Here is a 23,593-nt window from a genome sequence, read left to right on the forward strand (position 1 = left end):
GGCTGAGATAGGACGGCGGCCCGGCGAAGACGGTGTTGAGCACAGGAACGTTGGCGAAGGCGCCGATCAGCAGCGGCTGAAAGTAGTTGGCCAGAATCGGAGCCAGCACGAAGAAGCCCCACATGCCGTAGATGATCGAGGGGATGCCGGCGAGCAATTCGATGGCGATGCCGATCGGACGCCGTAGCCATTGCGGGCAAAGCTCGGTGAGGAAGATCGCGATGCCGAGGCCGACCGGAATGGCAATGATCATCGCGATCACCGATGTCACCAGCGTGCCGTAAAGCGGTCCGAGCGCGCCGAGCACCGGAGGATCGGCCGAAGGCGCCCACCGCGCCGTCATCAGGAACGAGATTCCGAATGTCGTGAGCGCCGGCCAGGCGCCCACGATCAGCGAGATCAGGATGCCGCCGAGGATGAGCAGCACCGAAATCGCCGAGACACGGGTGATCCAATAGAATGTAACATCGCCGAACTTGAAAGCACTGAGGGCCCGGGCGCGATCATAAGGTCCAGCGCCCTCCATCACGTCGCCTGCATCGTGTTGAACGGCCATGTCCGCCATGCCAATCCCCTGTCCTTTTACGCTGGCCGGGCCGCCTCCGTCGGGCCCGCCGATCTCCCGCCCCTAACCTGAAGCGGAAGCGGAAGCGGACGGCTCATCGGGGAGGGCCAAGCAATCAGCGCACGCCGTCGAACGGGTTCCCTGAACGAGTTCTCTTGACTGCACTGCCGAGATCGAAGGTTGTCCCTCCCCCGGTCAGGGGAAGGGACTGTCGTGTCACTCAAACGCGTCTCAGCTCTTGATATCGGACGACCAGGTCTTCTCGATTTGCTTGACCACCGATTCCGGCATCGGAATGTAGTCGAGGTCTTCGGCCATCTTGTTGCCCTTGTCGAAAGCAAACTTGAAGAACTTGATGGCCTCGGCGGAGTTCGCCTTGTCGACCGGTTCCTTGTGCATCAGGATGAAGGTCGAGGCAACGATCGGCCAGGACTTGTCGCCCGGCTGGTCGGTCAGGATCAGGTAGTAGCCGGGGGCATGAGCCCAGTCGGCATTGGAAGCCGCCGCCTGGAATGCCTCCATGGTGGGCTCGACGGTCTTGCCGGCCTTGTTGACCAAGGTGGTGTAGGTCAGCTTGTTCTGCTTGGCGTAGGCATATTCGACATAGCCGATCGAGTTCTTGGCCTGTCCGATATTGCCGGACACGCCTTCGTTGCCCTTGGCGCCGACGCCGACCGGCCATTCGACCGTGGTCCCTTCGCCAACCTTGGACTTCCAATCAGCGCTGACCTTCGCGAGATAGTCAGTGAAGTTGAAGGACGTGCCCGACGCATCTGCGCGGTGAACGACGGAGATCGCAGCCGTCGGCAGGGTCAGCTTCGGATTGAGCTTCTTGATCGCCGGATCATCCCACTTGGTGATCTTGCCCTGGAAGATGTCCGCGAGCGTCTGGCCATCGAGCGCCATATCACCGGCCTTCACGCCGTCGATATTCACCACCGGCACGATCGCACCCATGATCATCGGCCACTGCGCAAGGCCGTCCTTCTCGAGCTGGTCGGACTTCAGGGGCGCGTCGGTGGCGCCGAAGGTCACGGTCTTGGCCTCGACCTGCTTGATGCCGGCGCCCGAGCCGATCGACTGATAGTTCACGTTGCTGCCGGAGTCCTTCTTGAAGGCGTCCGCCCATTTCGACAGCACGGGATAGATGAAGGTCGAGCCTGCGCCCGTAATGTCGGCGGCGTATGCCGACGTCGATGCGGCGACCAGGCCGGCAGCGACGATAGCTTTGACAAAATGCATTGCTGGTCTCCATCAGTGAGCGAAGCGCCAATTGCGCCCGATCGCGCTCACGCCGCCCCGTTTAAGGGCGGTCATTGCCGCTTTTACGAAGGTTGGATGACACTTAGATGACAAACCAAGGCATTGATAATACTAGATTTTAAGCCGATACCAAAGTTTTAGGCTGCGGAAAGCAGGCGGTGAAGGTGGCGCCATGACGGGGCACGCTTTCGATCAAAAGCCGGCCGCGATGACGGTTAAGAATATGTTTCACCAGCGATAAACCGAGCCCCGTTCCGCCCTGCGAGCGACTGTCCCCCACGTCCACCCGGTAGAACCGCTCGGTCAGCCGGGGCAGATGTTCAGGCGCTATCCCGGGGCCGAAATCGCGCACCATGACGCGGACTTCCGGAGCGCCTTCGTTGGACGCCGCCGCAACCAGCGAGACAATGACCTTGCCGCCCGAGGCGCCATATTTCAACGCGTTCTCGATCAAGTTCTCGAACAACCGCAACAGCTCCTCGCGGTCGCCCGCGATCAGGACCGGCCGGTCCGGCAGGTCGATATTGACCGCGACCTGGCGCTCGTGTGCCAGCGGCTCCAGCCCGTCGGCAACCTGTCGGATGATGGGGACGATGTCGACCGAGGTATCGGGGCGGACATGAGCGGACAGTTCGACACGCGACAGCGACAAAAGATCGTCGATCAGCCGCGCCATCCTTGTGGCCTGCCCATGCATGATGGTGAGAAAGCGTTCGCGCGCCTTTGCGTCATCCTTGGCCGGCCCCTGCAGCGTATCGATGAAGCCCGACAGCGCCGCCAGCGGCGTGCGCAATTCGTGGCTGGCATTGGCGACGAAGTCGGCGCGCATCTCCTCGACCCGGCGCAGCGGGGTCTGATCGTGGAAGGTCATCAGCATGCATTTGTCGATGCCGCCGAACACGGTCGGCACCGGCACCGGAGTGATGATCAATTCCATCCAGCGGTCGACCGGCACGTGGTCGAGATAGGTGGTGCGGCGCGGCTCGGTGGTGGCGATGGCCTCACGCAGCGCGGTGATGATTTCAGGCGAGCGCAGCGCGAATTGCGCGAGCTCGTTGCGGCGCAGCGCAGGCGCGAGCTGCGCCGCCGCCGCATTGAGGTGAATGACGCGGCCGGCGCGGTCGAGCAGCACGGCGGGATCGGGCATGCCGGCGACCACAGCGCTGACGGCCGCGGTTTCCACCGGATTGGCGCTGCGGACATCCTCGCGCGAGGCGGTGGAGTTATGCAGCCGCCACGGCACCAGCGCAGCGGCGGCGATGCAGGCGAACACCGCCGCCGCGCGCATCGCCGACAGTTCGTCGAACACCACAAGGACCGCAAGTGCCGCGCCGGCGACCAGGAGGACGAGGGCCGAATGCCGCAACCTTTCCGGCCACGGCGCCGGCAAGGGAGAGGAAGAAGGAGCTTCTATTGCCATCGCACCGGCCTCTCCGTGTCCGTCCTTGTCAGGCGCCAGTGTCTCCACGCTCCCTCACATAGGCGGCTTCCCGCGCGGGCCCGGCGTCGAGGCCAAGCGCCGCCTGACGCAGGCGCTTCGACCGGCTGGTGATGATAACCTCGCGAAACGTCAGCAAGATTACAGATATGATGAAGGGCGCAATATAATACAGCAGACGAAACAGCATCATGCCGGCGAGTAGCTCTTCGCGGTCCATCTGCCAGAGGCCGACCAGCATGGCGGCGTCGAACACCCCGAGGCCGCCGGGGGAATGGCTGGCGAAGCCCAGCAGCGTCGCCGAGACGAAAATGACGGCGACCACGACGAAGCCGAGATTGGGCTCGTCGGGCACCAGCACATACATCGCAAGCGCACAGAAGCCGAGATCGACGATTCCGATCACGATCTGCAGCAGCGTCAGCGGGCCGCCCGGCAGTGCCACGCTCCAGGGGCCGCGGCCAACCGTGCGCGGCTGGGTCCAGACCCACACGACATAGGCGAGCAGGGCCAGCATGATCCCGACCGCCGCTACGCGGTTCAGCCAGGGCGGCAGCTGGTCGATCGATGTGGCGGCTTCCGGATGGCAGGCGATGCCGAGGCCAAGCACGGCGGCATTGCCGAGCCAGAAGGTCAGGCCGGCCAGAAAACAGATCTTGGCGACGTCGATGGCGTTCAGTCCCCACGCCGAATAGATGCGGTAGCGCACCGCGCCGCCGGTGAAGACGCTGGCGCCGACATTGTGGCCGATCGAATAGCTCGAGAAGGCGGCAAACGCATTGATGCGGTAGGGAATATCGCTATGGCCGATCGCGCGCACCGCGAACAGGTCGTAGAAGGTCAGCGTGAAATAGCCGGCCGCGACGAACAGCGCAGCAAGCGCGATCTGCCGCGGCTCGGTCTGCTTGATCGCCTCGATGACCTCGCCGACATCGATGCCGCGCAGCATGTGAAAGAGCACATAGCAAGCGACCCCGATGACCGTAACGCTGACCACAACTCCCAGCCTGTGCAGGATTTGCTTCTGGCGCAGAATCGAGATCGTCCTGCGTATGGCTTCCAGCATCTACACCTCGAATGACGATCCCGCGACGGCTGCAGAGGACGCGCCCGGCGGCCGCCGAGGCTACGCTTGCTGACCGACGTGGTAGCGCGTTTTGAACCAGAGTGGAACTCGCCGCATGCGAATGAAAACCACGTTCCTTCAATACATTGGATTGGATCGATTCACGAGGTTTGAACGCGTCTTTTGCGGCATTCGTTCCGCGCACCGCCCGAACCGTCGCGGTTCATCGCCGCCATGCGACAAAAAGCGGCTTGCGCCGGCTCACGCCGTGGGTTTTGCGGGCCGGTGGCGCAATAACGCCCAGGCGCACAGCCACGATGCCACCGCGCAGCACGCAAGACATAACGGAAACATGATCAGCCCAAGGTCGCCCAAGATCCAGCCCGCGCCACGATCCAGCCAATCGCCGGGACAGGCAAAACAGGTGGGCAGCAGCGACCAGGACAGCCGCCAAGCTTCAAGCGGCCTGGCGACCTTCTCATCGCCAGCCCTCGCCTCGAATATCCGAGCGGTTCCGCGGGTTGGCCGGCATCGGCCGGGCGGCGTCGATCAGGCAGCTTGCCGCGTCCGACGCGAATTGGCGGCCTCTATCCCGGCGATCCAGCCAGCGACCGAGCGGCCGATTGCCTCAGGATGATCCTCCTGCAGGAAATGCCGCCCAGGCCCAAGCGGAACGAGCGCACAATTTGTCAGAGATGCCGCGAAGCTCGCAGCGAAGAGCGGTGAGACAAGGGCGCCGGGCTCGCCCACAAACAAGAGCTTCGGATAGCTCGAGGCGGCAAGCGCTGCGTGGGCGGATTGAAGCGCCTGATAGACCTCTGCCGGCTCGCCGGCGATCGGCAACTCTCTCGGCAGGGCAAGAATGGGTCGGCGGCTCGCAGCTGTCGGAAAGGGCGCGCGATAGGCGGCCATTTCGTCGTCGCTCAATTTGCGCAGGATCGAGCCCGGCAGCAGGCGCTCGATGAATGCGTTTTCGTCGAGGATCATCGACTCGCCCTCGCCCGGAGTCCTGAACTTTTGGAAGGTTTCGCGCGCGGATTCGCGCGCCGGATCATTTTGATGGAAGTCCGCCCATCCGGGCATCGGGCGGATGAATTCCATGAAGGCGAGACCGCGCACGAAATCTGGCCGGCGCGCCGCGAGATGAAACGCAAGCGCGCTGCCCCAATCCTGCGCCACCAGATAGGCCGAGTTGATGTCCAGTTTATCGATCAGGGCCTCGAAATAGTGGACATGGTCGAAGAACCGATAGGCGATGTCGGGCTTGCCGGATTGACCGAAGCCGATCAGGTCGGGCGCGATGCAGTGGGCCATCGGCGCAACAAGCGGCAGGATGTCACGCCAGATGAAGGACGAGGTCGGATTGCCATGCAGAAACAAGGCGACCGGCGCGCCGTCTTGTCCGGCCTCGCGATAGGCCATCGTCGTACCCTCGAGCGAAATCTCGCGAACGGTCATATTGGTGTGGTGGCTCATGGCAGCTCCTTCAACACGGTTTGAAAAACGATCTTCTTGAATCGTTCGAGCGGCGCAGGATCGCGCTCCACCTTCATGCGCAGCATGGCTCCCTGCCACGATGCGAGCAGGAACTCGGCAAGGTCGTCGGCGTCGAACTCGGAGGCAATCTCGCCGCAGGATTGGGCCTCGGCGATGCCGGCAGCAAACGGCACACGCCACTCGCGGAATATCGCCATCAGCTGGGTGCGCAGCGGGTCGCTCGAGCCTGCGGCTTCCAGACTGAGATCGCCGATCAGGCAGCCCCGGCTCCAGCCACCGGCTTCCAGCCTGCCGGTGATGATGTCGAGATACCGGCGGAGGCGCATCCGCGGCGTGAGCGAGGTGTCGTCGAGCGCCTCGGCGACCAGGCAGCGCACATTGGCAAAATAGCGATCGAGCACCTCGGAGGCGAACGCCTCCTTTGAACGAAAGTGGTTGGTGAATGACCCCTGCGGTGCGCCGGCCGCGGCGGTGATATCCCGGACGCTGGTGCCATGATAGCCGGTGCGGAACATGGCCATCAGGCCGGCGTCCAGGATCTTGTCTCGGAGGGAAGGCTTGGGCATATCGAAGCAATACGCACGTACGTATTAATGTCAATGCAGGCGGCCAAACCGTGAGGGACGGCTAAATTCATTTAAGAGATCAGTAAGTTAGACGGATATAAATTGCCGACCCCGCGACATCGCGGGCATTCAGGCAACCGGCTTTGTCGGAACGTGCCGCGAGAGCACCCAGGCGCGCAACCACGATCCCGCCGTGCAGCCCACGAGATAAAGCGCAAACATCAGCAGCCCGAGATCCAGCCAGTAGCCGAAACGGCCGGGAACGAGGCGCGCCGCCGCGACAGCGACCAAGGCGGCCACGACGGCCGCCAGCCAGCGCGCGAGCACCTTCGAGACGCCCTGGCCGCGATGCACCACCGCGATCCAGCCCATGGCAAGTCCCAGCAGCAATGACGCCAGCAGCCAGCCCCAATTGAACATCATGAGATAGGCCATGTTCGATTATCTCACCACGAAATCGATCCGGCGGTTTTGCGCCTTGCCTTCGTCGGTGTCATTGCTGGCGACCGGCTGCGAACTGCCGTAGCCGACCGCCGTGAAACGATCGGCCGGCAGCCCGGCCTTGACCAGAAAATCGGCGACCGCCTGCGCGCGTCTTTCCGACAGCGCCTGATTGAAGGCATCGTCGCCATCGCCGTCGGTATGTCCGGCAATCTCGAAATTGGCGCTCGGACAGCGCAGCGCGGTTTCGACCAGCCGATCGAGCAGTCCCGCGGAATCCGGATCGATGGTCGCGCTTCCCGTTTCGAACCGGATCTGGCCCTTGGCCAGGATATCCGAAAACAGCTGCTGACAGACGGTCGGATCGACCGGGGCCGAAGGCGGCCTGACCGAGATATCGGCCTTGAACTGAAAGCCTTGCGGAAAATCCTTGCCCAGGCCGGCGCGGATTTGCGCCGCCGCCGCGTCATAGAGCGCATCACCGGACAGCTTCACCTCCCGGTCGGACACCACCAGCGTCCCGGTCGACAGCCGCGACAGCGCACCCAGCGCCGGCACCACCGCGGCGGCGAAGCCATAGGGCGCACCGACGCTCGGCTTGAGATTGTCGACCACCTTCTCGACGAATTTGCGCGTCGCGGCAGCGGCCAGCGCGGCGCGGACCTTGTCGTCGGGCACGTAACCGGACAACGTCAACGTGGTCGCCACCGGATCCTTATAGGCCTGGAAGACATAGGGCGGCGCCTTGACGTCGTTGGCAGCAACCGTGAAACCCGCGGGAAGCGCCTTCAGCGCGGCTGCAATGGCTTCCCGGCCGCCGAGGTCACGCGCCATGCCGGACAGCGTCACGCTGGTGTCGGAGAGCGTGATCTTGCCATCCTTGAGCTTGCCGATCTGACCGATCAACAGCAGCGCCGCATCGTCAAAGCGCTCGGGGGCGCCGCGCGCCAGGTTCATCTGATCGGCGATCTCGATGCCGCTGATGGCGGCATGCGCCGCCTCCAGCAACCGGGCCTTGCTCGCGGGCAATGGCGCGCTGCCGCCGAGCGTGACCCTCGCGACGTCGCGCTCGGCCGACCATACGAACGGCTTGGCTTCCGGCACCAATCGGGTTTCGTCGTTGACCAGGCGCACGCCCGGCACTGAAGCGACCGCAGCCACCGCATTGCGACGGCCATCTTCGGCGAAGGCATCCGCGCCGAGCGTGACGTCGCGGCCCTCCACCGCAATACGGGTCTTGTCGAGCACGATCTCCTTGAGCGCCGCGGCGCTGCGGCCGGCCAGATCGGCTTCAAGCGGAGCGGTGCTGGTCCAGGCTGCGATTGCCCAAAACAGGGCCAGCGGGATCACACCGGGCCACCATTTGCTGCTCCACCTGAAAAGTCCGTGCATCCGACATCCCGCCCAGGACCGCGTTGAGTCAAATTCGCGCAGACGGGCCGATGCCCCGGCGCGAATTCTGGCAACCGCGTCCTGGTAACTCCATGATATAAGTGCCGCTTTTCGACCTGAGGCACCCGGCCTTACGGGAACTTTGCGTTAACTTCAAATCGATGGCGCGATGGCCGCAGAGAAAACAAACCCTTGCCGGGCTGTCAAACTGCAAATACCAGAGGTGGAGGATGGCGGTATCCCGCACGGCTAAGGGTTTCTTCAGCGGTTTTTTGCTAATTTCCTGAATGACCTCCTAACGGGGCATCACCGCGCCGATGAAGCATTTGCGTCACACCGTTATTCGCGCCGGCCTGGAAGCGCTGTATTTCAGCGGCGCGCACCTGCTGCTGCGGCCGATCTTCGCAGGTGTCGGCGCCATCTTCATGCTGCATCATGTCCGGCCCTGCCGCGGCGGCGAATTCAGGCCGAACCACCATCTCGAGGTCACGCCCGAATTCCTGCGTGCGGTGCTGACGCATCTGCGGTCGCGCGACATCGACATCATTTCGATCGACGAGGCCCATCATCGGCTGATCGGGCGCGATTTCGCGCGGCGATTCGCCTGTTTCACCCTCGACGACGGCTATCGCGACAACCGGGATTTCGCGCTGCCGGTGCTGCGCGAATTTGACGCGCCTTTCACCCTCTATGTCACCAGCGATTTCGCCGAAGGTTCGGGCCGCCTGTGGTGGATCGCGCTGGAGCAGGTGGTTTCGAAAGCCACCGCGATGGAGGCTGTCATCGGCGGCGTGCCGACCCGGCTGGAGACCGCGACCGCCACCGCCAAGCAGGCCGCGTTCGATCGGCTGCATGGCTGGCTGCGCGGACTGGCAGAGCTCGATCTGCGGCGCGAAGTCGCAGCCTTGTGCGCGCGCCACGGCGTCGACGACGCCGCGATCTGCCGCGAGCTCTGCATGTCCTGGGATGAATTGAGGCCGCTCGCTTGTGACCCGCTGGTCACGATCGGCGCGCACTCCATCACCCATTGCAGTCTTGCCCGGCAAAGCGAGGCGATCGCGCGCGGAGAGTTGACGCTCGGCCGGACGCTGATCGAGGAGATGCTGCACTGTCCCGTGCTGCATCTCGCCTATCCCTATGGCGACCGGGCGGCGGCAGGCCAGCGCGAATTCACGTTGGCCCGCGCCGCCGGATACAAGACCGCGGTGACGACGCGGCCCGGCATGGTGTTTCCCGAAAATGCCGACCACCTGACCGCGCTGCCGCGCGTTTCGCTCAACGGCAATTATCAGGAAGCGCGCATCCTGCCGGTTTTGACCTCCGGCGCCGCGACCGCGATGTGGAACGGCTTTCGGCGCGTCGACGCGGCGTGAACCGACACCGCAACAACGGGCGGCTGGTCGCGCACGGCAACGACACGGAGGCAACCTCGCCGATCAGCGATTTCTCCGCCGCCGATCTCGATAGAACCAGGGGATCTGGTGGCATCAGTCGTAGAGCGCCATTTGCGCGTCTTGCCGCGCCGGCGCGGATTGGTCGGGCTCGGCGCGCTGCAAGATCGAGCCGGCAGCGATATGCAGGATCAAGAACAGCACCGCGACGATCGCGATCAGGACTCGCTCGCCCGGCAAACGCAGCCGGGCCGACGATCGGCCGCGCGCAGGGACCTCTCACCGGCAAACATGGTCATGGCCTCCCGCCATTGGCCGGCGGGTCCTGCGCTTGCTCGTCAGAGGCCCGAGACACCAGGTGCCGATATCGGTCGAGCGCGCGCCGCGCCTGAGCACGCTGCGATTGATATAACGCGCAGAAGATCGACGTGAACAAATTCACTGTCAGCTTCGACACCTGGCGGGAAATGATCGACCCGGTCGAAGGCGCTCCAGTCACGGCATATGATGCGTATCTCATCGTTGAAACTCCGCATGGAAATCGATCGAGCAGCTCTAAGTTTGGGCGGATCGAAACTCGCTGCGGCGCAGCATGGCGTGACCCGCACCCGGCGCCTGTGTCTTGCCTCACATTTCAGGAAAAATTTATCGGACATGCGGCGCTGGGCGCCGGGCTCGGCAAAAGCTGCGCTCGATTGTCGACGCAGCCTCGTGCCGCAGCGTCGACGAATGGTAACGTTCGGGGCTGCAATGGCTTTTCTTGACTCGTCCCAGGGCCGCGCCCAGAACCATCGTCAAAGCCAACGGAGCAACGCATGTTCAAGGATCTGTTTTCGCTGCAAGGCCGCACCGCCCTGGTGACCGGCGGTTCGCGCGGCATCGGCAGGATGATCGCGGCCGGATTTCTGGCGCAGGGAGCCGCAAAGGTTTACATCACCGCGCGTAAGGCGCCAGCCTGCGAGGCCACCGCGAAAGAGCTGTCCGCCGAATATCGCGGCGAATGCATCGCGCTGCCGATCGACATCTCCGCTCTCGCAGGCGTCGAGATGCTCGCAGGGGAGATCAGGAAACGCGAAGCCAAACTCGACATCCTCGTCAACAATGCCGGTGCGGCCTGGGGCGCGGATTTCGACGAGTTTCCCGAAAGCGGCTGGGACAAGGTCGTCAACCTGAACCTCAAGACGCCGTTCTTCCTGACCAAGGCGCTGGCCGCGCAGCTGCGCGCCGCCGCCAGCCGCGAGCGGCCGGCAAAGGTGATCAACATCGCCTCGATCGACGGCATCTTCGTCAATCCGATGGAGACCTATTCCTATGCAGCCAGCAAGGCCGGGCTGATTCACCTGACCCGACGAATGGCGGTGAAGCTGGTCAAGGATCACATCGTTGTCACGGCGATCGCGCCGGGACCGTTCGCTTCCGACATGAACCGGGCGGCGCGCGACCATGCCGATGCGGTCGCGACGCGGGTGCCGGTGGGCCGGATCGGAACGGATGAGGATATCGCGGGAGCCGCGATCTATCTCGCCTCCCGCGCCGGCGACTACGTGGTCGGCGCGACCATCGCGGTCGATGGCGGCATCGTCTACGCCAATCCCGGCATCAAGGGCGACGGCTGGGATCATTGAGGCGGCGCGGGGCGCGCCGCAGCGAATGGACAGTCGCGAATGGCGAGTAGTTTCGCTATTCGCTACTCGCCATTCGCTTCTCAATCACGTCTCGATCTTCACATACTCGAAATCACCGGGCTTGTTGTCGATGCCGACCTTGGGCGGCGCGATCCAGGGTGCGTAGGCGCCGATCTCGGTGACCGGATGCATCAAGGAGGCGATGAAGGCGCCGTCATCGGTCGAGGGCAGCCATTCGTCCTTGCGCCGGGTCCAGGTGGCGTCATCGATCAGCACGCCGTCCGGCGTGGCGTGGACATCCCTGAACTCGCCGATCTGGCGATGGAAGGCGACGTTCGGCAAGGTCAGCGTGAAGTCGTAGCCGGCCAGCGCAATGATCTTGTTCCAGCGCAACAGGCCCTTGACGCAATCCTGCGAGTAGTCGTCGCGCAGCCGCATGTTGAGCGCGGTGAGCGCGGGTTCGTCGACCCGCTTGATCTCGCCATTCACGAGCTTGAGCACCGGATAGGTCGCGTTCTGCAGCCGGTGATCGTCGGCAATCTGGGTCTCGTGATAGCGGCCCTTGATGCCGGCATTGAAGGCATTGGCGGCGTTGGTCGAGACCTCCGAACCGAACAGATCGAGCGACAGCGTGTAATGCAGGTTCAGCTTCTTCTGGATGGTCGGCAGGTCGATCACGCCGAGCGCGCGCACCTTTGCGATCTCGGTGGGATCGCTGATGCCGGCCTCCTTCATCGCCTCGCAGGTCCGCTGCACGACGCGGCTGATCCCGGTCTCGCCGACGAACATGTGATGCGCCTCTTCGGTCAGCATGAAGCGGCAGGTGCGCGACAGCGGATCGAAGCCGGACTGCGCCAGCGAGTGCAGCTGCATCTTGCCGTCGCGGTCGGTGAAATAGGTGAACATGAAGAACGACAGCCAGTCCGGCGTCTTCTCGTTGAAGGCGCCGAGCATGCGCGGGCTGTCGGCATCGCCGGAGCGGCGGCGCAACAGCTCGTCGGCCTCCTCGCGGCCGTCGCGGCCGAAATATTTCTGCAGCAGATAGACCATCGCCCAGAGATGGCGGCCTTCCTCGACATTGACCTGGAACAGGTTGCGCAGGTCGTAGAGCGAGGGCGCGGTCTTGCCGAGAATGCGCTGCTGCTCGACCGAGGCCGGCTCGGTGTCGCCCTGGATCACGATCAGCCGGCGCAGCATGGCGCGGTATTCGCCCGGCACTTCCTGCCAGGCCGGCTCGCCAAAATGCTCGCCGAACGGAATGACGCGGTTTTCCTCCTGCGGCGCAAGAAGAATGCCCCAGCGGTAGTCCGGCATCTTGACGTAATCGAACTTGGCCCAGCCGCGCGGATCGACCGAATAGGCGGTGCGCAGATAGACCAGCGATTGCTGGAAACCCTCCGGCCCCATGTCGTTCCACCAGTCGACATAGCCGGGATGCCAGCCCTCCAGCGCCTTCAGCACCTGCCGATCCGAAGACAGATCGACATTGTTGGGAATCTTGGTCGAGTAGTCGACGTTCATGATGTTGACGTTCATCGTAGCCTCCTTGGGCACAATTTCCGTCATGCGCGGTCTCGTGCCGGGCATCCACGTCTTTTCTGCATCAGCAAGAAAGACGTGGATGGCCGGGACAAGCCCGGCCATGACGCATGAGAACTCTCAAACTCTCGTCATATCGAAGCGCGGCTTCTGGCCGCTTCCGTAACGCCGCAAGGCGCCCTCCTCGCCGACCGCGTTGGGGCGCTGGAAGATCCAGTTTTGCCAGGCGGTCAGGCGAGCGAAGATCTTCGATTCCATGGTCTCGGGACCCGCGAAGCGCAGATTGGCTTCCATGCCGGTGAGGCTGTCGGGCGAGAAGCTGGCGCGCTCCTCGAAGAACACCCTGATCTCGTCGTCCCAGTCGATGTCGTCGAGCGCAAAGGTGACGAGACCGAGCTCCTCGGCCGCGGCCGCGTCGAGCGGCTCGCCGATCTTCCCTCTTGCGCGCGCGACATCCGAGGGATCGGCCTGGAAGCGCGACTGCAGCCGCGTCAGGCCATGGCTCATCGGGTAAGGCCCAAAATTCATGGCGGAGAGTTCGATCGCAGGCGGCGGGCGGTTGTCGCCCTGCAGCGAGCCGATCAGCATGTAGGAGCGATCGGCGGCGAACACGAGTTCGGCCAGGGTGCCGGCAAAGCACGAGCCGGGCTCGACCAATGTCACCAGCGTGCGCGAGGTGACGTCGATCCGCTTCAGGACGCGCTTCCAGTACTGCCTGATTTCGTTGACCAGCCAGTGCGCCTTGTTGGTCTCGAGGAAGGCGTCGGCGGCCAGCACATGCGCCGGCTCGCCATGCGACTTGAACACCAGCATCGCGATCTCGAGCTCGTTGATCCGCAGATGCAGGATGGCATCGTCGAGTTCGCGGGCAACCTGCAACGGCCAGAACGCGGCGCCCTGCGCCATCATGGAGTCGGTGTCCGCCGGCGCGGTTTGGTCGGGCGCCTGGATCGAAATCGTCGCGATGCGCCCACCCCGGTCGATGTCGACACTGACGAAGCCGTAGCGGATGCCGTTGTCGTCGAATTTGCGGGCAAGCGGAGTCAGCGCAATGCCCTTGCCGCCGCCGCTGCGCTTCGAGGACGCGGCGAATTCGCGGGCACGTTCGGCGATCTTTGCCTCAAGCTTTGAATTGGGCGCAATCTCATCCACCAGGCGCCACTGGACCGCCCGTTTGCCCTTGATGCCTTCCTCGATGGTGCAGAAGAAATCCGCACGATCCCGGCGCACCTTGCGCTTGTCGACCACGCGTGTCAGCCCACCGGTGCCGGGCAGAACCGCAAGCAGCGGCACTTCCGGCAGGGCCACGGCGGCCGCACCGTCGTCGGCCAGAATGATGTGATCGGTGGCGAGCGCCAGCTCATAGCCGCCGCCGGCCGCGGTGCCATTGACGACGGTGATGAAGCGCTGCCCGGAATTTTCCGATGAATCCTCAAACCCGTTGCGGGTCTCGTTGGTGAATTTGCAGAAATTGACCTTATGCGCGTGGGTGGCGCCCGCCAGCATGCGGATGTTGGCGCCGGCGCAGAACACCCGGTTCTTGCCCGAGCGCAGCACCACGACCTTGACGTCGGGATGCTCGAAGCGCAGCCGCTGCACCGCGTCGGCCAATTCGATGTCGACGCCGAGATCGTAGGAATTGAGCTTGAGCTGATAGCCTTCGAACAGCCCGCCGTTCTCGTCGACGTCCATCGTCAGCGTCGCGACCTCACCCGCGACGTCCAGCTTCCAGTGCCGGTAGTGCTGAGGGTCGGTCTGGAAATCGATAAACGTCGCGCCCCCGGCGAGCACGCGATCTTCCCCGGCCATGACGCCATCCTTGGTCTTTGGTTCGCTTGGTTACATGCACAATAATGCAGGTTATCGCACTGGTCTAGCGCAAAACAAACGAATATGCATTTTGTTTCATGTCTCGAAAGCCGGTAGCAAGGCACCCAATCCGCCCAGTCGCGAGCTGTGCCTGCCGTCGCGAACGGGCTGACCGGGTCTGGTATTACGCCAGAGCGTAATGCGCAGACCCGGCATGTGTCAGGTCGGCAGGCCCTGCGCAGTGCGCCCTTCCGAGCCGCGCTGCTGAGTCTGCAATACGGCGTCGACAAATTCGGTGACCATCATCAGCGTCGCCTCCGGCGCTTCACGATGCGGGGAATGTCCGGCCTCGCGAAGGATGGTCACCTCAAGCGGACAATAGCATTCCTGCCGCGCGATCTCGATCTGGCGCATCGTGCCATATTGGTCATCGGCGCCCTGCAGGATCGCGACGGGGACGCGAATATAGGCGAGATCATCCGAGATATCCCAGCTGCGGAATTTCGGATCGAGCCAGGCTCGGTTCCAGCCATGGAAGGCGTTGTCGACATTCCTGTGCCAGCGCGCGAGTTTGTCGCGGAGGTTGGTCGTCTCGTAGGCGGTCTTGATCTCGGCGATGGCGGCAACCGAAACGTCTTCGACCACGAAATGCGGCGCGATCATCACAAGTCCGCGGAGGCGATGATCCTGCACACAGCCGGCATAAATCGCCGCAATCGAGGCGCCGTCGGAATGTCCGACCAGAACGCCGCGGCGAAAGCCGATCCGGTCGAGCAGCTTCGGCAGCACGTCGAGCGCCTCGCGTTGCATGTAGTCGAGCGGCCGCGGCAGCGTCACGGCTGACGAGGCGCCGTACCCGGCGCGCGAATAGACGAAGACGCCGGCGCCGGTCGCGGCCCGCAGCCGATCCGGAAAATCCCCCCACAGCGCGGCCGAGCCCAGGCCCTCGTGCAGCATCACGATGGTGGGCGCCTGATCCGGGGCGGGACCGATCATGCGGTATTCGAGATCGGAGGCACCGATGCTGAGGAAGCCGGAGGCAGCCAGCGTGGTCATGATGTCATCTGTCCTCTATCCCCGTAGCCGGGCATTCCGGACAGTTCGCAAAGCGAGCCGATCCGGAATCGCGAGATTGTTTTCGCCGATCGAGATTCCGCATTTGCGTTTCAGGCGCCCCGGAATGACGGCTAACCATGTTCCCGCAGCTTGAAGCGCTGGATCTTGCCGGTCGCGGTCTTCGGCAAAGACTCCACCATTTCGATCCAGCGCGGATATTTCCAGACGCCGATCTTCTGCTTGACGTACTCCTTCAACGCCTCGTCGAGACCGGCGAGCGGAGCATCGGGGCGCAGCACCACGAAGGCCTTCGGCTTCAACAGGCCTTCCGGATCGGCCTCCGGCACCACGGCGGCTTCAAGCACGGCCGGATGCGTGATCAGCGCGCTCTCGACCTCGAACGGCGACACCCAGATTCCGGACACCTTGAACATGTCGTCGCTGCGGCCGCAGAAAGTGTAGCGGCCGTCGGCGCCGCGGACATATTTGTCGCCGGTGCGGGTCCAATAGCCCTCGAAGGTCGAGCGACTCTTGCTGCGCTGATTCCAGTACCCCTCGCCGGCCGAGGGCGCATGCACCAGCATTTCGCCGACCTCGCCGTCGGCCACCTCATGGCCGGCCTCGTTGACGAGCCGCACCTGATAGCCCGGCACCGGCCGCCCCGACGAGCCGTATTTGACATCGTCGGGCGCGTTCGACAGGAAGATATGCAACAGCTCGGTCGAGCCGACGCCGTCGAGAATGTCGACGCCGAACCGCGCCTTCCAGGCATTGCCGACCGATTCCGGCAGCGCCTCGCCGGCGGAGGTGCAGATGCGCAAACGGTCGCCGCAGCGGGCGTCTTTCAGCGCCTCGTCGTGCAGCATCGATGCAAACAGCGTCGGCACACCATAAAAGATGGTCGGGTGATATTTGTTCATCAGCGTGAACATCACCGCCGGCGTCGGGCGTTCGGCATTGAGAATGGTGGTGGCGCCGACCGACATCGGAAAGGTCAGCGCGTTGCCGAGGCCGTAGGCGAAGAACAATTTTGCCGCGGACAGGCAGACGTCGTCCTCGCGGATCCCCAGCACTTGTCTGGCATAGGTGTCGGCGGTGGCGGCGAGATTGCCGTGCAGATGCCGCACGCCCTTGGGCATACCGGTCGAGCCGGACGAATAGAGCCAGAACGCCGGTTCGTCCTCATGGGTCGCAACCGTGGCAAACGCGGCGCTTTCGCCCGCGATCTCCTCGGACAAGAGCTTGTGGCCACGCGCATTGCGGCCGGAGACGATGACGCAGTCGAGATCAGCCATCCGCCCGACGATGTCCTTCACGGCGGCAAACAGTGCCTCCGAGACGAACAGGATTCTCGCGCGGCAGTCGGCGAGCACATAGGCGTATTGCTCGGTGGTCAGAAGCGTATTCAGCGGCACCGGCACGATGCCCGCGCGCATCGCGCCGAGAAACACCGCCGGGAAATCGACGGTGTCGAGCATGATCATGGCAACGCGCTCTTCGCGGCGGACGCCGAGCCGGCGCAGCATGTTGGCGACCCGGCAGGTCTGTTGCTGCAGACCGCCATAGGTCAGTTCGGACACCGTGTCGGTGTAGGCGAGCTTGCGGCCGCGGCCCTCGTCGATGTTGCGATCGAGCAGCCATGTCACCGCGTTGTAGGACACCCCGCTCACGACGCATCTCCCCAATCTTTAAGCATTATAATGCATAGAAGGCCATCAGTCGCGCTTGCTGTCAATGCCATCAGGCATTATGTTTCGTAACGTTGCGACATTCAGCGGCGCGATGACCCAAAACTCCCAAGATTACTCCCAGGCTCCTTCCGAGGCGGGCTTCCTCGAACAGCTCGGCCAGCGCGTCCGCACCATGCGCGCGCTGCGCGGCATGTCGCGCAAGGTGCTGGCAAAAGTGTCCGGCATTTCCGAGCGCTATATCGCGCAGCTCGAAAGCGGCAAGGGCAACGTCTCGATCGTGCTGCTGCGCCGCGTGTCCAACGCGATGGGCGCGCATCTCGAGGACCTGATCCCGTCAGCCGATCTGGCGCCGGACTGGCAGGTGGTCCGAGATCTCCTGCGCAAAGCCACGCCGGGTCAGATCGCGCAGGCCAAGGACGCGCTCGCAGGTCACGGCACGGCGGCGCATCGCCGGCCGTCCTTTGCCGGCATCGCGCTGATCGGGCTGCGCGGCGCCGGCAAATCGACGCTGGGCAAGATTCTCGCGCAAAAGATCGGCTGGAATTTCGTCGAGCTGAACAAGGAGATCGAAGCGCAGAACGGCTTGTCCGTCGCCGAGATCATCGCGCTGTACGGCCAGGAAGGGTTTCGGCGCATGGAGCAGTCCGCGCTCGGGCAACTCCTGGCGCGCAAGGAACTGATGGTGCTGGCGACCGGCGGCGGCATCGTCTCCGAGCCGCTGACCTTCGACCTGATCCTGTCGTCGTTCTACACCATCTGGCTAAAGGCGGACCCGGAAGAGCATATGGCGCGGGTGCGGCGGCAAGGCGACCTGCGGCCGATGGCCGACGATCGCTCGGCAATGGCGGAGCTGCGCAACATCCTGGTCAGCCGCGAACCGCTCTACGCGCGGGCATCCGCGGTGGTCGATACCGCCGGGCTGTCAGTCGACGCCGCGGCCGCGCGGCTGATCGACACGGTGCGGCCGGTGCTGCAAAACGAAGCGCGCGCGTTCGGGCTGCGCAGCGTCGCGGTGTGACCGCCATGCTGACGAAAAGTCGCGCGATCACGCCCCGTCCAGTTGCCAAAGCGTATCGCAATTCAGAATGGGCCGCTCAAAACGCACGCCAAGTGTCGCGAATTCGGCTCCAAGCGCGAGCATGGGCGCAAACGTCGCCATTTGGTTGGCGTCAGCGACGCTTTCCCAGATACTGACATTGTGCATGGCATTGTTGGCTCGATCGATTCCAACGTAATAGGCGAGATTTCCGCGCATGGCGCGTATCCCGCTTTCCAGAGCCGTCCTGCTGTCGTGCAATTTTTTCTCAACAATCGCCGCCTGATCGGCGTCGAACTTGCCAATGGAGATTCGAATGGTCGGTGCTTTCATTGGTTGATTCCATCGTGCTTGGTGTTTGTCGACCGTCGGCGGCTTGGATGAGTTTGCGTCCCCGTACGTCACGGCGCACCCGATTGCTCGACCGGCTGGCAAAAGCGGATGAGATTGCCGAAAGGGTCGATCACTCCGGTCTCGACCGTTCCCCAGGGCGTCTGTTCGAGCCCGGGCCGCATGTAACGGTAGCCCTTGGCGGAGATTTCGCGATGGAAGGCCTCGACGCCTGTCATCATGACGCGAAGCCTGGCGCCGGGACAGCCATCGCCGTGATGTTCGCTCAAATGCAGGATCAGATTGCCGCGCGAAATCTGCCGGTACAGCGGAGCTTCGGGGTCGAAGCGATGGTCCCAATCGATCTTGAAGCCGAGGAATCCCAGATAAAATTCATCGGCCTTGGCAATGTCGAAAATGCGCAGAATGGGCACGATCCAGTTGAAGTTGATCTCCATGGCCATAGAGCTCCCTGATTCCACGCAGTTGCTCGTCGCCCAAAAAGTTGGCATCGAGAACGATAATTGGGCGCGACGACGTTTGCGTGCGGTTAGCGAGACGAACGAGCTGGCATCGTTCGGGGAGTTTTCTTCCGAAGCGGCCGTTCGCCAAACACCGCCTCATACCAATATTTTCGGCGATCGCAAAACCAGTCGCTATTTTTTCCGTCTTGAATTTGGCGAGCTGCCGCATGTCGACACCCTAGCGATGGCACAACGCGAGAAGCTGCCTAAGATCATCTCTGCTGGGCCGACGTTTGAGCTTGACGACCAAGCCCCTGCGAGCATCGCCAACACAACTGTCAACGCATGGAATACGGTTCAACCACTCGAAAAATGCGCGTTCGTCGCTTTGGTGTCCAAATACAACGCCCGTATCCATGTGCATAAGGGTCAGGAGAGGCTCACTTCTGCGGGACATACTGCCTATTCGGAGTCACGAAACCCAAGAAAATCTCTTGCGAGGAAATATAGCCCTAGTAATTTCATTTCAAACAGAATTTCTCTGCAACAACCCCGCGAAAGGACTCCCCGCCATGATGAGCCAGGAGCAGAACGACCTGATCACCCGGACGGGCGCCAAAGACGCGTGCGGGAAACTGATGCGGATGTACTGGCAGCCGGCGGCGCTGGTCGATGAGCTTTCGGGTCCGCGACCGGTCAAGGCGATCAAGCTGCTCGGCGAAGACCTCGTACTGTTCCGCGACGAGGACGGTAGCCATGGTCTGATCGAGCGGCATTGTGCGCATCGCGGCGCCGACCTCGCCTTCGGACGGCTGGAAAACGGCGGTCTGCGCTGCGCGTTTCATGGCTGGCTGTTCGACGTGTCCGGCCAATGCCTGGAAACGCCCGCCGAGCCCAAGGGCTCGCAACTCTGCAAGGGCATCAAGCAACGCTCTTATCCGGTGGTGGAGCGGAGTGGCATCCTCTGGGCCTTTCTCGGCGACGGCACCCCGCCGGCGTTTGCCGAGATCGACTGCTTCGTCGCACCCGACAGTCATACCTTTGCCTTCAAGGGCCACATCAACTGCAACTGGCTGCAGGCGCTCGAAGTCGGCATCGACCCCTCGCATGCCTCCTACCTGCACCGCTTCTTCGAGGATGAGGACACCTCGACCGCCTACGGCAAGCAGTTCCGCGGCGCCTCCGCCGGCAGCGACCTGCCGATGACCAGGATTTTGCGCGACTATGATCGCCCGATCATCAATGTCGAACAGACCGAATATGGCTTGCGGCTGATCGCGCTGCGCGAGATCGACGAGGCGCGCACCCACGTGCGCGTCACCAACCAGCTGTTTCCGCACGGCTTCGTGATTCCGATGAGCACGGAGATGACGATCACGCAATGGCATGTGCCCATCGATGACGAGAACTGCTACTGGTACGCGATCTTCACCTCCTACTCCGCGCCGGTTGACAAAAACAGGATGCGCGAGCAGCGGCTCGAGCTCTATGAGCTGCCGGACTACCGTTCGCGCAGGAACAAGAGCAATGATTACGGTTTTGATGCGCAGGAGCAGGCGCGTTCGACCTATACCGGCATGGGCAGCGACATCAACGTGCACGACCAGTGGGCGGTGGAATCGATGGGACCGATCCAGGACCGCACCAAAGAGCATCTCGGCAGCGCCGACAAGGCGATCGTTCAGTATCGCCGCCTGCTGCGGCAGGAGATCGAGAAGGTCGCCGCGGGCGACAAGCCCATGCTGTGTCTCGACGAGGTTAGCGCGCGCAGCGTTCAGGGTCCCGCGACAATGGACGGCATCGGCCCGACGCAGGGCTGGGAGATGTTCTGGATGGAAGTCGACGTCAAGCGCCGGCGCGGCGCACCCTGGATCGCACCCGTACCGCAGGAGATCGCCGAAAAGGTGCGCCATCTCTCGGCGGCGGAGTGATGGGCGTTGTTCGTCGTTGCGAGCGCAGTGAAGCAATCCATAGCTCTGCGGGCGGAGGCATGGATTGCGTCATCGCGGAGCCTGCCATCGGGCTCGCCGGAGGCGAGGCCCGGTGGCTCCCCGCAATGACGACCAAAGCGGAGCGATCCGTTCATCTTGACGACGATTCGGATTTTGAGGTGACACGTTGAGTTTTGTCGCGCGTCATGCGCTGTGGTCGGACGAACAGAAGGACGCCGCGCAGCGGCTGCGCCGGATCGTCGAGGAGCAAAAGCTCGAAACCATCCGGCTGTCGTTTGCCGACCAGCATGGCATCCTGCGCGGCAAGACGCTGGTTGCGAGCGAAGCGCTGGCGTCGCTCGAAAGCGGCTGCAGCATCACCACCACGATGCTCGCCAAGGACACCTCGCACCGCACGGTGTTTCCGGTGTTCACCGCGGGCGGCGGGTTCGGTATGAAGGAGATGGAAGGGGCCGCCGATGTCCTGATGGTGCCGGACCCCCTGACCTTCCGCGTGCTGCCATGGTCGCCGGCCACGGGCTGGCTGCTCTGCGACATCCATTTCGCCGACGGGCGGCCGATCCCGTTCTCGACGCGACAGCTCTACAAATCGGTACTCGCCCGGCTCGGACAGCGCGGCTACGACTTCGTCGCCGGGCTCGAGGTGGAATTCCACCTGTTCAAGCTCGAAGACGCCAGGATGGCGCCGGAGGATGCTGGCCAACCCGGCCAGCCGCCGTCGGTCAGCCTGCTATCGCAGGGCTATCAGTATCTCACCGAGCAGCGCTACGACCAGATGGCGCCGGCGCTCGACATTGTCAGGCGCGACGTCCTTGCACTGGGCTTGCCGCTGCGCTCCGTCGAGGTCGAGTTCGGCCCGAGCCAGTGCGAGTTCACCTTCGCCCCGGCGAAGGGCCTGGCGCCCGCCGACAACATGGTACTGTTCCGCTCGGCCGTGAAGCAGATCGCGCGCCGCCACGGCTATCACGCGACCTTCATGTGCCGCCCGAAGCTGCCGAACCTGTTCGCCTCAGGCTGGCATCTGCATCAGTCGCTGGTCGCGCGATCAGGCGGCGAAAACGTCTTCATGGCCAAGGACGGCTCCGAGCCGCTCAGCGCGTTGGGCCAACACTACCTTGCCGGAGTGTTGATGCATGCACGCGCGTCCACCGTGTTCACGACGCCGACCATCAACGGCTACAAGCGCTACCGCTCCTATTCGCTGGCGCCCGATCGCGCGATCTGGGGCCGCGACAATCGCGGCGTCATGATCCGCGTGCTGGGCGGCGCGAACGACGCCGCGACCCGGCTGGAGAACCGGATCGGCGAGCCTGCCGCCAATCCCTATCTCTACATGGCCTCGCAGATCCTCTCGGGTCTCGACGGCATCGATCGCAAGCTCGAGCCCGGCCCGTCCGCCGACACGCCCTACGAAACCAAGGCGAACCTGCTGCCGAAATCGCTGCGCGAGGCGGTGTCGGCGCTCGACGACGATCCGTTCTTTCGCGAAGCATTCGGCGCCGCCTTCGTCGATTACTACGTGCACATCAAGACCGCCGAGATCGAGCGCTTCCAGGCCGAGGTGTCGGACTGGGAGCATCGCGAATATTTCGAGATGTTTTGAGCGCGCATGCTGACCGAACCGGCAGCATTGGAAATCCTCAAGGCGCTCGCCGCAATCGCCATCATGGCCACAGGCTGCGCGTTCCAGGCAGCGGTCGGCATCGGTCTTGCGCTGTTCGTCGTGCCATTGCTGGCCCTGCTCGATCCCGCCTACATTCCGGGCCCTATGCTGCTCGCGGGCAGCGTGTTGGCGGCGGCGACCGCCTGGCGCGAGCGTGGTGCGATCGACGCCAGGGGATTGCGGCTGTCGCTGCTCGGTCTCGCGCTCGGAACCGTCGCCGGCGCCTTTGCGCTGAAACTCGCCTCGGGACCGGCCTTGCCGAAACTGTTCGGTGTGCTGATCCTGCTCGCGGTCATGGTCAGCTTTTTCAACCGCGCCGTCCGCCCCACGACCGCAGGGCTGGCCCTCGCCGGCGGCGCGTCGGGAATCATGGGCACGATGGTCGGCATCCATGGACCGGCGATTGCGCTCGCTTTCCAGAACGCCGAGCCTGCTGCCGCGCGCGCCATGCTCGGCGCCTTCTTCGCCGTCGCGTATGTCGGCTCGGTGATCGCGCTGGTGCTGCTCGGATTGTTCGGCTGGCCGGAACTGATGCGCGCAGCGGCCCTGCTGCCCGGCGTGCCGATCGGCTTTCTCGCGGCACGGCACATCGCCCCGTTCATCGATCGCAACACGCTCAGATGGACCGTTCTGGCGATCTCTGCTGTCTCGGCGGTGCTGCTGTTGTCGCGCTGAGCTCGGTCGGCCGCACCACGCAGCGCGCGAACCTTCATCCGCGTGCTTCGGCGCGGTCGCTTGATCTTTTCGTTTTGAAAGAATCGGAACAACGCAGCGGGCGCTGGTGCCGACAATGTTGGCTACCTAAGTGA

Annotated in this window: 22 protein-coding genes and 1 pseudogene; 8 read left to right on the forward strand and 15 right to left on the reverse strand. The window is 63.5% G+C overall.

Annotation, left to right across the window (positions count from 1 at the left end; genetic code table 11):
- The 8 genes and pseudogenes from pstC to WCB02_RS40970 all read right to left on the reverse strand — a co-directional run.
- Nucleotides 1-565: pseudogene (gene pstC, locus WCB02_RS40935) on the reverse strand (phosphate ABC transporter permease PstC); the annotation flags it as partial.
- A gap of 231 nt (nucleotides 566-796) precedes the next feature.
- Nucleotides 797-1,807 carry a phosphate ABC transporter substrate-binding protein PstS gene (gene pstS, locus WCB02_RS40940; protein ID WP_423968444.1) on the reverse strand — a complete coding sequence of 337 codons (1,011 nt, stop codon included), beginning with the start codon at nucleotides 1,805-1,807 and terminating at the stop codon, nucleotides 797-799.
- Nucleotides 1,808-1,946: 139 nt separating this feature from the next.
- Nucleotides 1,947-3,248, reverse strand: coding sequence for an ATP-binding protein (locus WCB02_RS40945; protein WP_423968446.1), 1,302 nt, complete (start codon nucleotides 3,246-3,248; stop codon nucleotides 1,947-1,949).
- Nucleotides 3,249-3,276: 28 nt separating this feature from the next.
- Complete coding sequence (locus tag WCB02_RS40950) at nucleotides 3,277-4,332, reverse strand: UPF0104 family protein (RefSeq protein WP_423968448.1); 1,056 nt, start codon at nucleotides 4,330-4,332, stop codon at nucleotides 3,277-3,279.
- A gap of 549 nt (nucleotides 4,333-4,881) precedes the next feature.
- Nucleotides 4,882-5,808, reverse strand: coding sequence for a haloalkane dehalogenase (locus tag WCB02_RS40955; RefSeq protein WP_423968450.1), 927 nt, complete (start codon nucleotides 5,806-5,808; stop codon nucleotides 4,882-4,884).
- Complete coding sequence (locus WCB02_RS40960) at nucleotides 5,805-6,395, reverse strand: TetR family transcriptional regulator C-terminal domain-containing protein (protein WP_423968453.1); 591 nt, start codon at nucleotides 6,393-6,395, stop codon at nucleotides 5,805-5,807. The genes WCB02_RS40955 and WCB02_RS40960 overlap by 4 nt, the downstream gene beginning before the upstream one ends.
- A gap of 129 nt (nucleotides 6,396-6,524) precedes the next feature.
- Entirely contained in the window at nucleotides 6,525-6,830 is a 306-nt protein-coding gene (locus tag WCB02_RS40965; protein WP_423968456.1) for a hypothetical protein, read from the reverse strand.
- Between the two features lie 6 nt (nucleotides 6,831-6,836).
- Nucleotides 6,837-8,228 (reverse strand): OmpA family protein, encoded by a 1,392-nt coding sequence (locus WCB02_RS40970; RefSeq protein ID WP_423968459.1) that lies wholly within the window; start codon nucleotides 8,226-8,228, stop codon nucleotides 6,837-6,839.
- Between the two features lie 317 nt (nucleotides 8,229-8,545).
- Between WCB02_RS40970 and WCB02_RS40975 the strand changes: the two genes are divergently transcribed.
- Nucleotides 8,546-9,601, forward strand: a complete 1,056-nt coding sequence (locus WCB02_RS40975) for a polysaccharide deacetylase family protein (protein ID WP_423968461.1) — start codon at nucleotides 8,546-8,548, stop codon at nucleotides 9,599-9,601.
- 114 nt (nucleotides 9,602-9,715) lie between these two features.
- Here the strand turns inward: WCB02_RS40975 and WCB02_RS40980 are convergent, their stop codons facing one another.
- On the reverse strand, nucleotides 9,716-9,859 hold the full coding sequence (locus tag WCB02_RS40980; RefSeq protein WP_423968463.1) for a hypothetical protein: 144 nt from the start codon (nucleotides 9,857-9,859) through the stop codon (nucleotides 9,716-9,718).
- Between the two features lie 188 nt (nucleotides 9,860-10,047).
- On the opposite strand from WCB02_RS40980, the gene WCB02_RS40985 reads away from it, so the two are divergent.
- Both WCB02_RS40985 and WCB02_RS40990 read left to right on the forward strand, forming a co-directional pair.
- Nucleotides 10,048-10,383: a hypothetical protein gene (locus WCB02_RS40985; protein ID WP_423968465.1), complete on the forward strand. Its 336-nt coding sequence runs from the start codon at nucleotides 10,048-10,050 to the stop codon at nucleotides 10,381-10,383.
- A gap of 51 nt (nucleotides 10,384-10,434) precedes the next feature.
- Nucleotides 10,435-11,244 (forward strand): SDR family oxidoreductase, encoded by an 810-nt coding sequence (locus WCB02_RS40990; RefSeq protein WP_423968467.1) that lies wholly within the window; start codon nucleotides 10,435-10,437, stop codon nucleotides 11,242-11,244.
- Between the two features lie 84 nt (nucleotides 11,245-11,328).
- Here the strand turns inward: WCB02_RS40990 and boxB are convergent, their stop codons facing one another.
- From boxB to WCB02_RS41010, 4 genes are all read right to left on the reverse strand, one after another.
- Nucleotides 11,329-12,780, reverse strand: coding sequence for a benzoyl-CoA 2,3-epoxidase subunit BoxB (gene boxB / locus WCB02_RS40995; RefSeq protein WP_423968493.1), 1,452 nt, complete (start codon nucleotides 12,778-12,780; stop codon nucleotides 11,329-11,331).
- A gap of 123 nt (nucleotides 12,781-12,903) precedes the next feature.
- Nucleotides 12,904-14,592, reverse strand: coding sequence for a 2,3-epoxybenzoyl-CoA dihydrolase (boxC, locus tag WCB02_RS41000; protein ID WP_423968470.1), 1,689 nt, complete (start codon nucleotides 14,590-14,592; stop codon nucleotides 12,904-12,906).
- A 219-nt stretch (nucleotides 14,593-14,811) separates the two neighbouring features.
- Nucleotides 14,812-15,648 carry an alpha/beta fold hydrolase gene (locus WCB02_RS41005; protein WP_423968473.1) on the reverse strand — a complete coding sequence of 279 codons (837 nt, stop codon included), beginning with the start codon at nucleotides 15,646-15,648 and terminating at the stop codon, nucleotides 14,812-14,814.
- Between the two features lie 131 nt (nucleotides 15,649-15,779).
- A complete protein-coding gene (locus WCB02_RS41010; protein ID WP_423968475.1) occupies nucleotides 15,780-17,318 on the reverse strand; it encodes a benzoate-CoA ligase family protein in 1,539 nt (512 codons plus the stop codon).
- Nucleotides 17,319-17,430: 112 nt separating this feature from the next.
- On the opposite strand from WCB02_RS41010, the gene WCB02_RS41015 reads away from it, so the two are divergent.
- Nucleotides 17,431-18,357 (forward strand): helix-turn-helix transcriptional regulator, encoded by a 927-nt coding sequence (locus WCB02_RS41015; protein WP_423968477.1) that lies wholly within the window; start codon nucleotides 17,431-17,433, stop codon nucleotides 18,355-18,357.
- A gap of 27 nt (nucleotides 18,358-18,384) precedes the next feature.
- Here WCB02_RS41015 and WCB02_RS41020 read toward each other — a convergent pair whose 3' ends face one another.
- Complete coding sequence (locus WCB02_RS41020) at nucleotides 18,385-18,708, reverse strand: hypothetical protein (protein WP_423968479.1); 324 nt, start codon at nucleotides 18,706-18,708, stop codon at nucleotides 18,385-18,387.
- Nucleotides 18,709-18,776: 68 nt separating this feature from the next.
- Nucleotides 18,777-19,163 carry a glyoxalase superfamily protein gene (locus WCB02_RS41025; RefSeq protein ID WP_423968481.1) on the reverse strand — a complete coding sequence of 129 codons (387 nt, stop codon included), beginning with the start codon at nucleotides 19,161-19,163 and terminating at the stop codon, nucleotides 18,777-18,779.
- Here WCB02_RS41025 and WCB02_RS41030 point away from each other — a divergent pair.
- The 4 genes from WCB02_RS41030 to WCB02_RS41045 all read left to right on the forward strand — a co-directional run bounded on the left by WCB02_RS41030 (nucleotide 19,162) and on the right by WCB02_RS41045 (nucleotide 23,459).
- Complete coding sequence (locus tag WCB02_RS41030) at nucleotides 19,162-19,845, forward strand: hypothetical protein (RefSeq protein WP_423968483.1); 684 nt, start codon at nucleotides 19,162-19,164, stop codon at nucleotides 19,843-19,845. The genes WCB02_RS41025 and WCB02_RS41030 overlap by 2 nt on opposite strands.
- Nucleotides 19,742-21,100, forward strand: coding sequence for a Rieske 2Fe-2S domain-containing protein (locus WCB02_RS41035; protein WP_423968485.1), 1,359 nt, complete (start codon nucleotides 19,742-19,744; stop codon nucleotides 21,098-21,100). The genes WCB02_RS41030 and WCB02_RS41035 overlap by 104 nt, the downstream gene beginning before the upstream one ends.
- Nucleotides 21,101-21,287: 187 nt before the next feature.
- A complete protein-coding gene (locus WCB02_RS41040) occupies nucleotides 21,288-22,724 on the forward strand; it encodes a glutamine synthetase family protein (protein WP_423968488.1) in 1,437 nt (478 codons plus the stop codon).
- Nucleotides 22,725-22,730: 6 nt separating this feature from the next.
- On the forward strand, nucleotides 22,731-23,459 hold the full coding sequence (locus WCB02_RS41045; RefSeq protein WP_423968491.1) for a sulfite exporter TauE/SafE family protein: 729 nt from the start codon (nucleotides 22,731-22,733) through the stop codon (nucleotides 23,457-23,459).
- The last annotated feature ends 134 nt before the right edge of the window (nucleotides 23,460-23,593 follow it).

It is taken from the genome of Bradyrhizobium sp. (assembly GCF_049581145.1).
Taxonomy (GTDB): Bacteria; Pseudomonadota; Alphaproteobacteria; order Rhizobiales; family Xanthobacteraceae; genus Bradyrhizobium.

Coding starts and splice junctions, on each gene's coding strand:
- pstS (WP_423968444.1), bottom strand. CDS start 1,807: ATGCATTTTGTCAAAGCTATCGTCGCTGCCGGCCTGGTCGCCGCATCG.
- WCB02_RS40945 (WP_423968446.1), bottom strand. CDS start 3,248: ATGGCAATAGAAGCTCCTTCTTCCTCTCCCTTGCCGGCGCCGTGGCCG.
- WCB02_RS40950 (WP_423968448.1), bottom strand. CDS start 4,332: ATGCTGGAAGCCATACGCAGGACGATCTCGATTCTGCGCCAGAAGCAA.
- WCB02_RS40955 (WP_423968450.1), bottom strand. CDS start 5,808: ATGAGCCACCACACCAATATGACCGTTCGCGAGATTTCGCTCGAGGGT.
- WCB02_RS40960 (WP_423968453.1), bottom strand. CDS start 6,395: ATGCCCAAGCCTTCCCTCCGAGACAAGATCCTGGACGCCGGCCTGATG.
- WCB02_RS40965 (WP_423968456.1), bottom strand. CDS start 6,830: ATGGCCTATCTCATGATGTTCAATTGGGGCTGGCTGCTGGCGTCATTG.
- WCB02_RS40970 (WP_423968459.1), bottom strand. CDS start 8,228: ATGCACGGACTTTTCAGGTGGAGCAGCAAATGGTGGCCCGGTGTGATC.
- WCB02_RS40975 (WP_423968461.1), top strand. CDS start 8,546: ATGAAGCATTTGCGTCACACCGTTATTCGCGCCGGCCTGGAAGCGCTG.
- WCB02_RS40990 (WP_423968467.1), top strand. CDS start 10,435: ATGTTCAAGGATCTGTTTTCGCTGCAAGGCCGCACCGCCCTGGTGACC.
- boxB (WP_423968493.1), bottom strand. CDS start 12,780: ATGAACGTCAACATCATGAACGTCGACTACTCGACCAAGATTCCCAAC.
- boxC (WP_423968470.1), bottom strand. CDS start 14,592: ATGGCCGGGGAAGATCGCGTGCTCGCCGGGGGCGCGACGTTTATCGAT.
- WCB02_RS41005 (WP_423968473.1), bottom strand. CDS start 15,648: ATGACCACGCTGGCTGCCTCCGGCTTCCTCAGCATCGGTGCCTCCGAT.
- WCB02_RS41015 (WP_423968477.1), top strand. CDS start 17,431: ATGACCCAAAACTCCCAAGATTACTCCCAGGCTCCTTCCGAGGCGGGC.
- WCB02_RS41020 (WP_423968479.1), bottom strand. CDS start 18,708: ATGAAAGCACCGACCATTCGAATCTCCATTGGCAAGTTCGACGCCGAT.
- WCB02_RS41030 (WP_423968483.1), top strand. CDS start 19,162: ATGGCCATAGAGCTCCCTGATTCCACGCAGTTGCTCGTCGCCCAAAAA.
- WCB02_RS41025 (WP_423968481.1), bottom strand. CDS start 19,163: ATGGAGATCAACTTCAACTGGATCGTGCCCATTCTGCGCATTTTCGAC.
- WCB02_RS41035 (WP_423968485.1), top strand. CDS start 19,742: ATGATGAGCCAGGAGCAGAACGACCTGATCACCCGGACGGGCGCCAAA.
- WCB02_RS41045 (WP_423968491.1), top strand. CDS start 22,731: ATGCTGACCGAACCGGCAGCATTGGAAATCCTCAAGGCGCTCGCCGCA.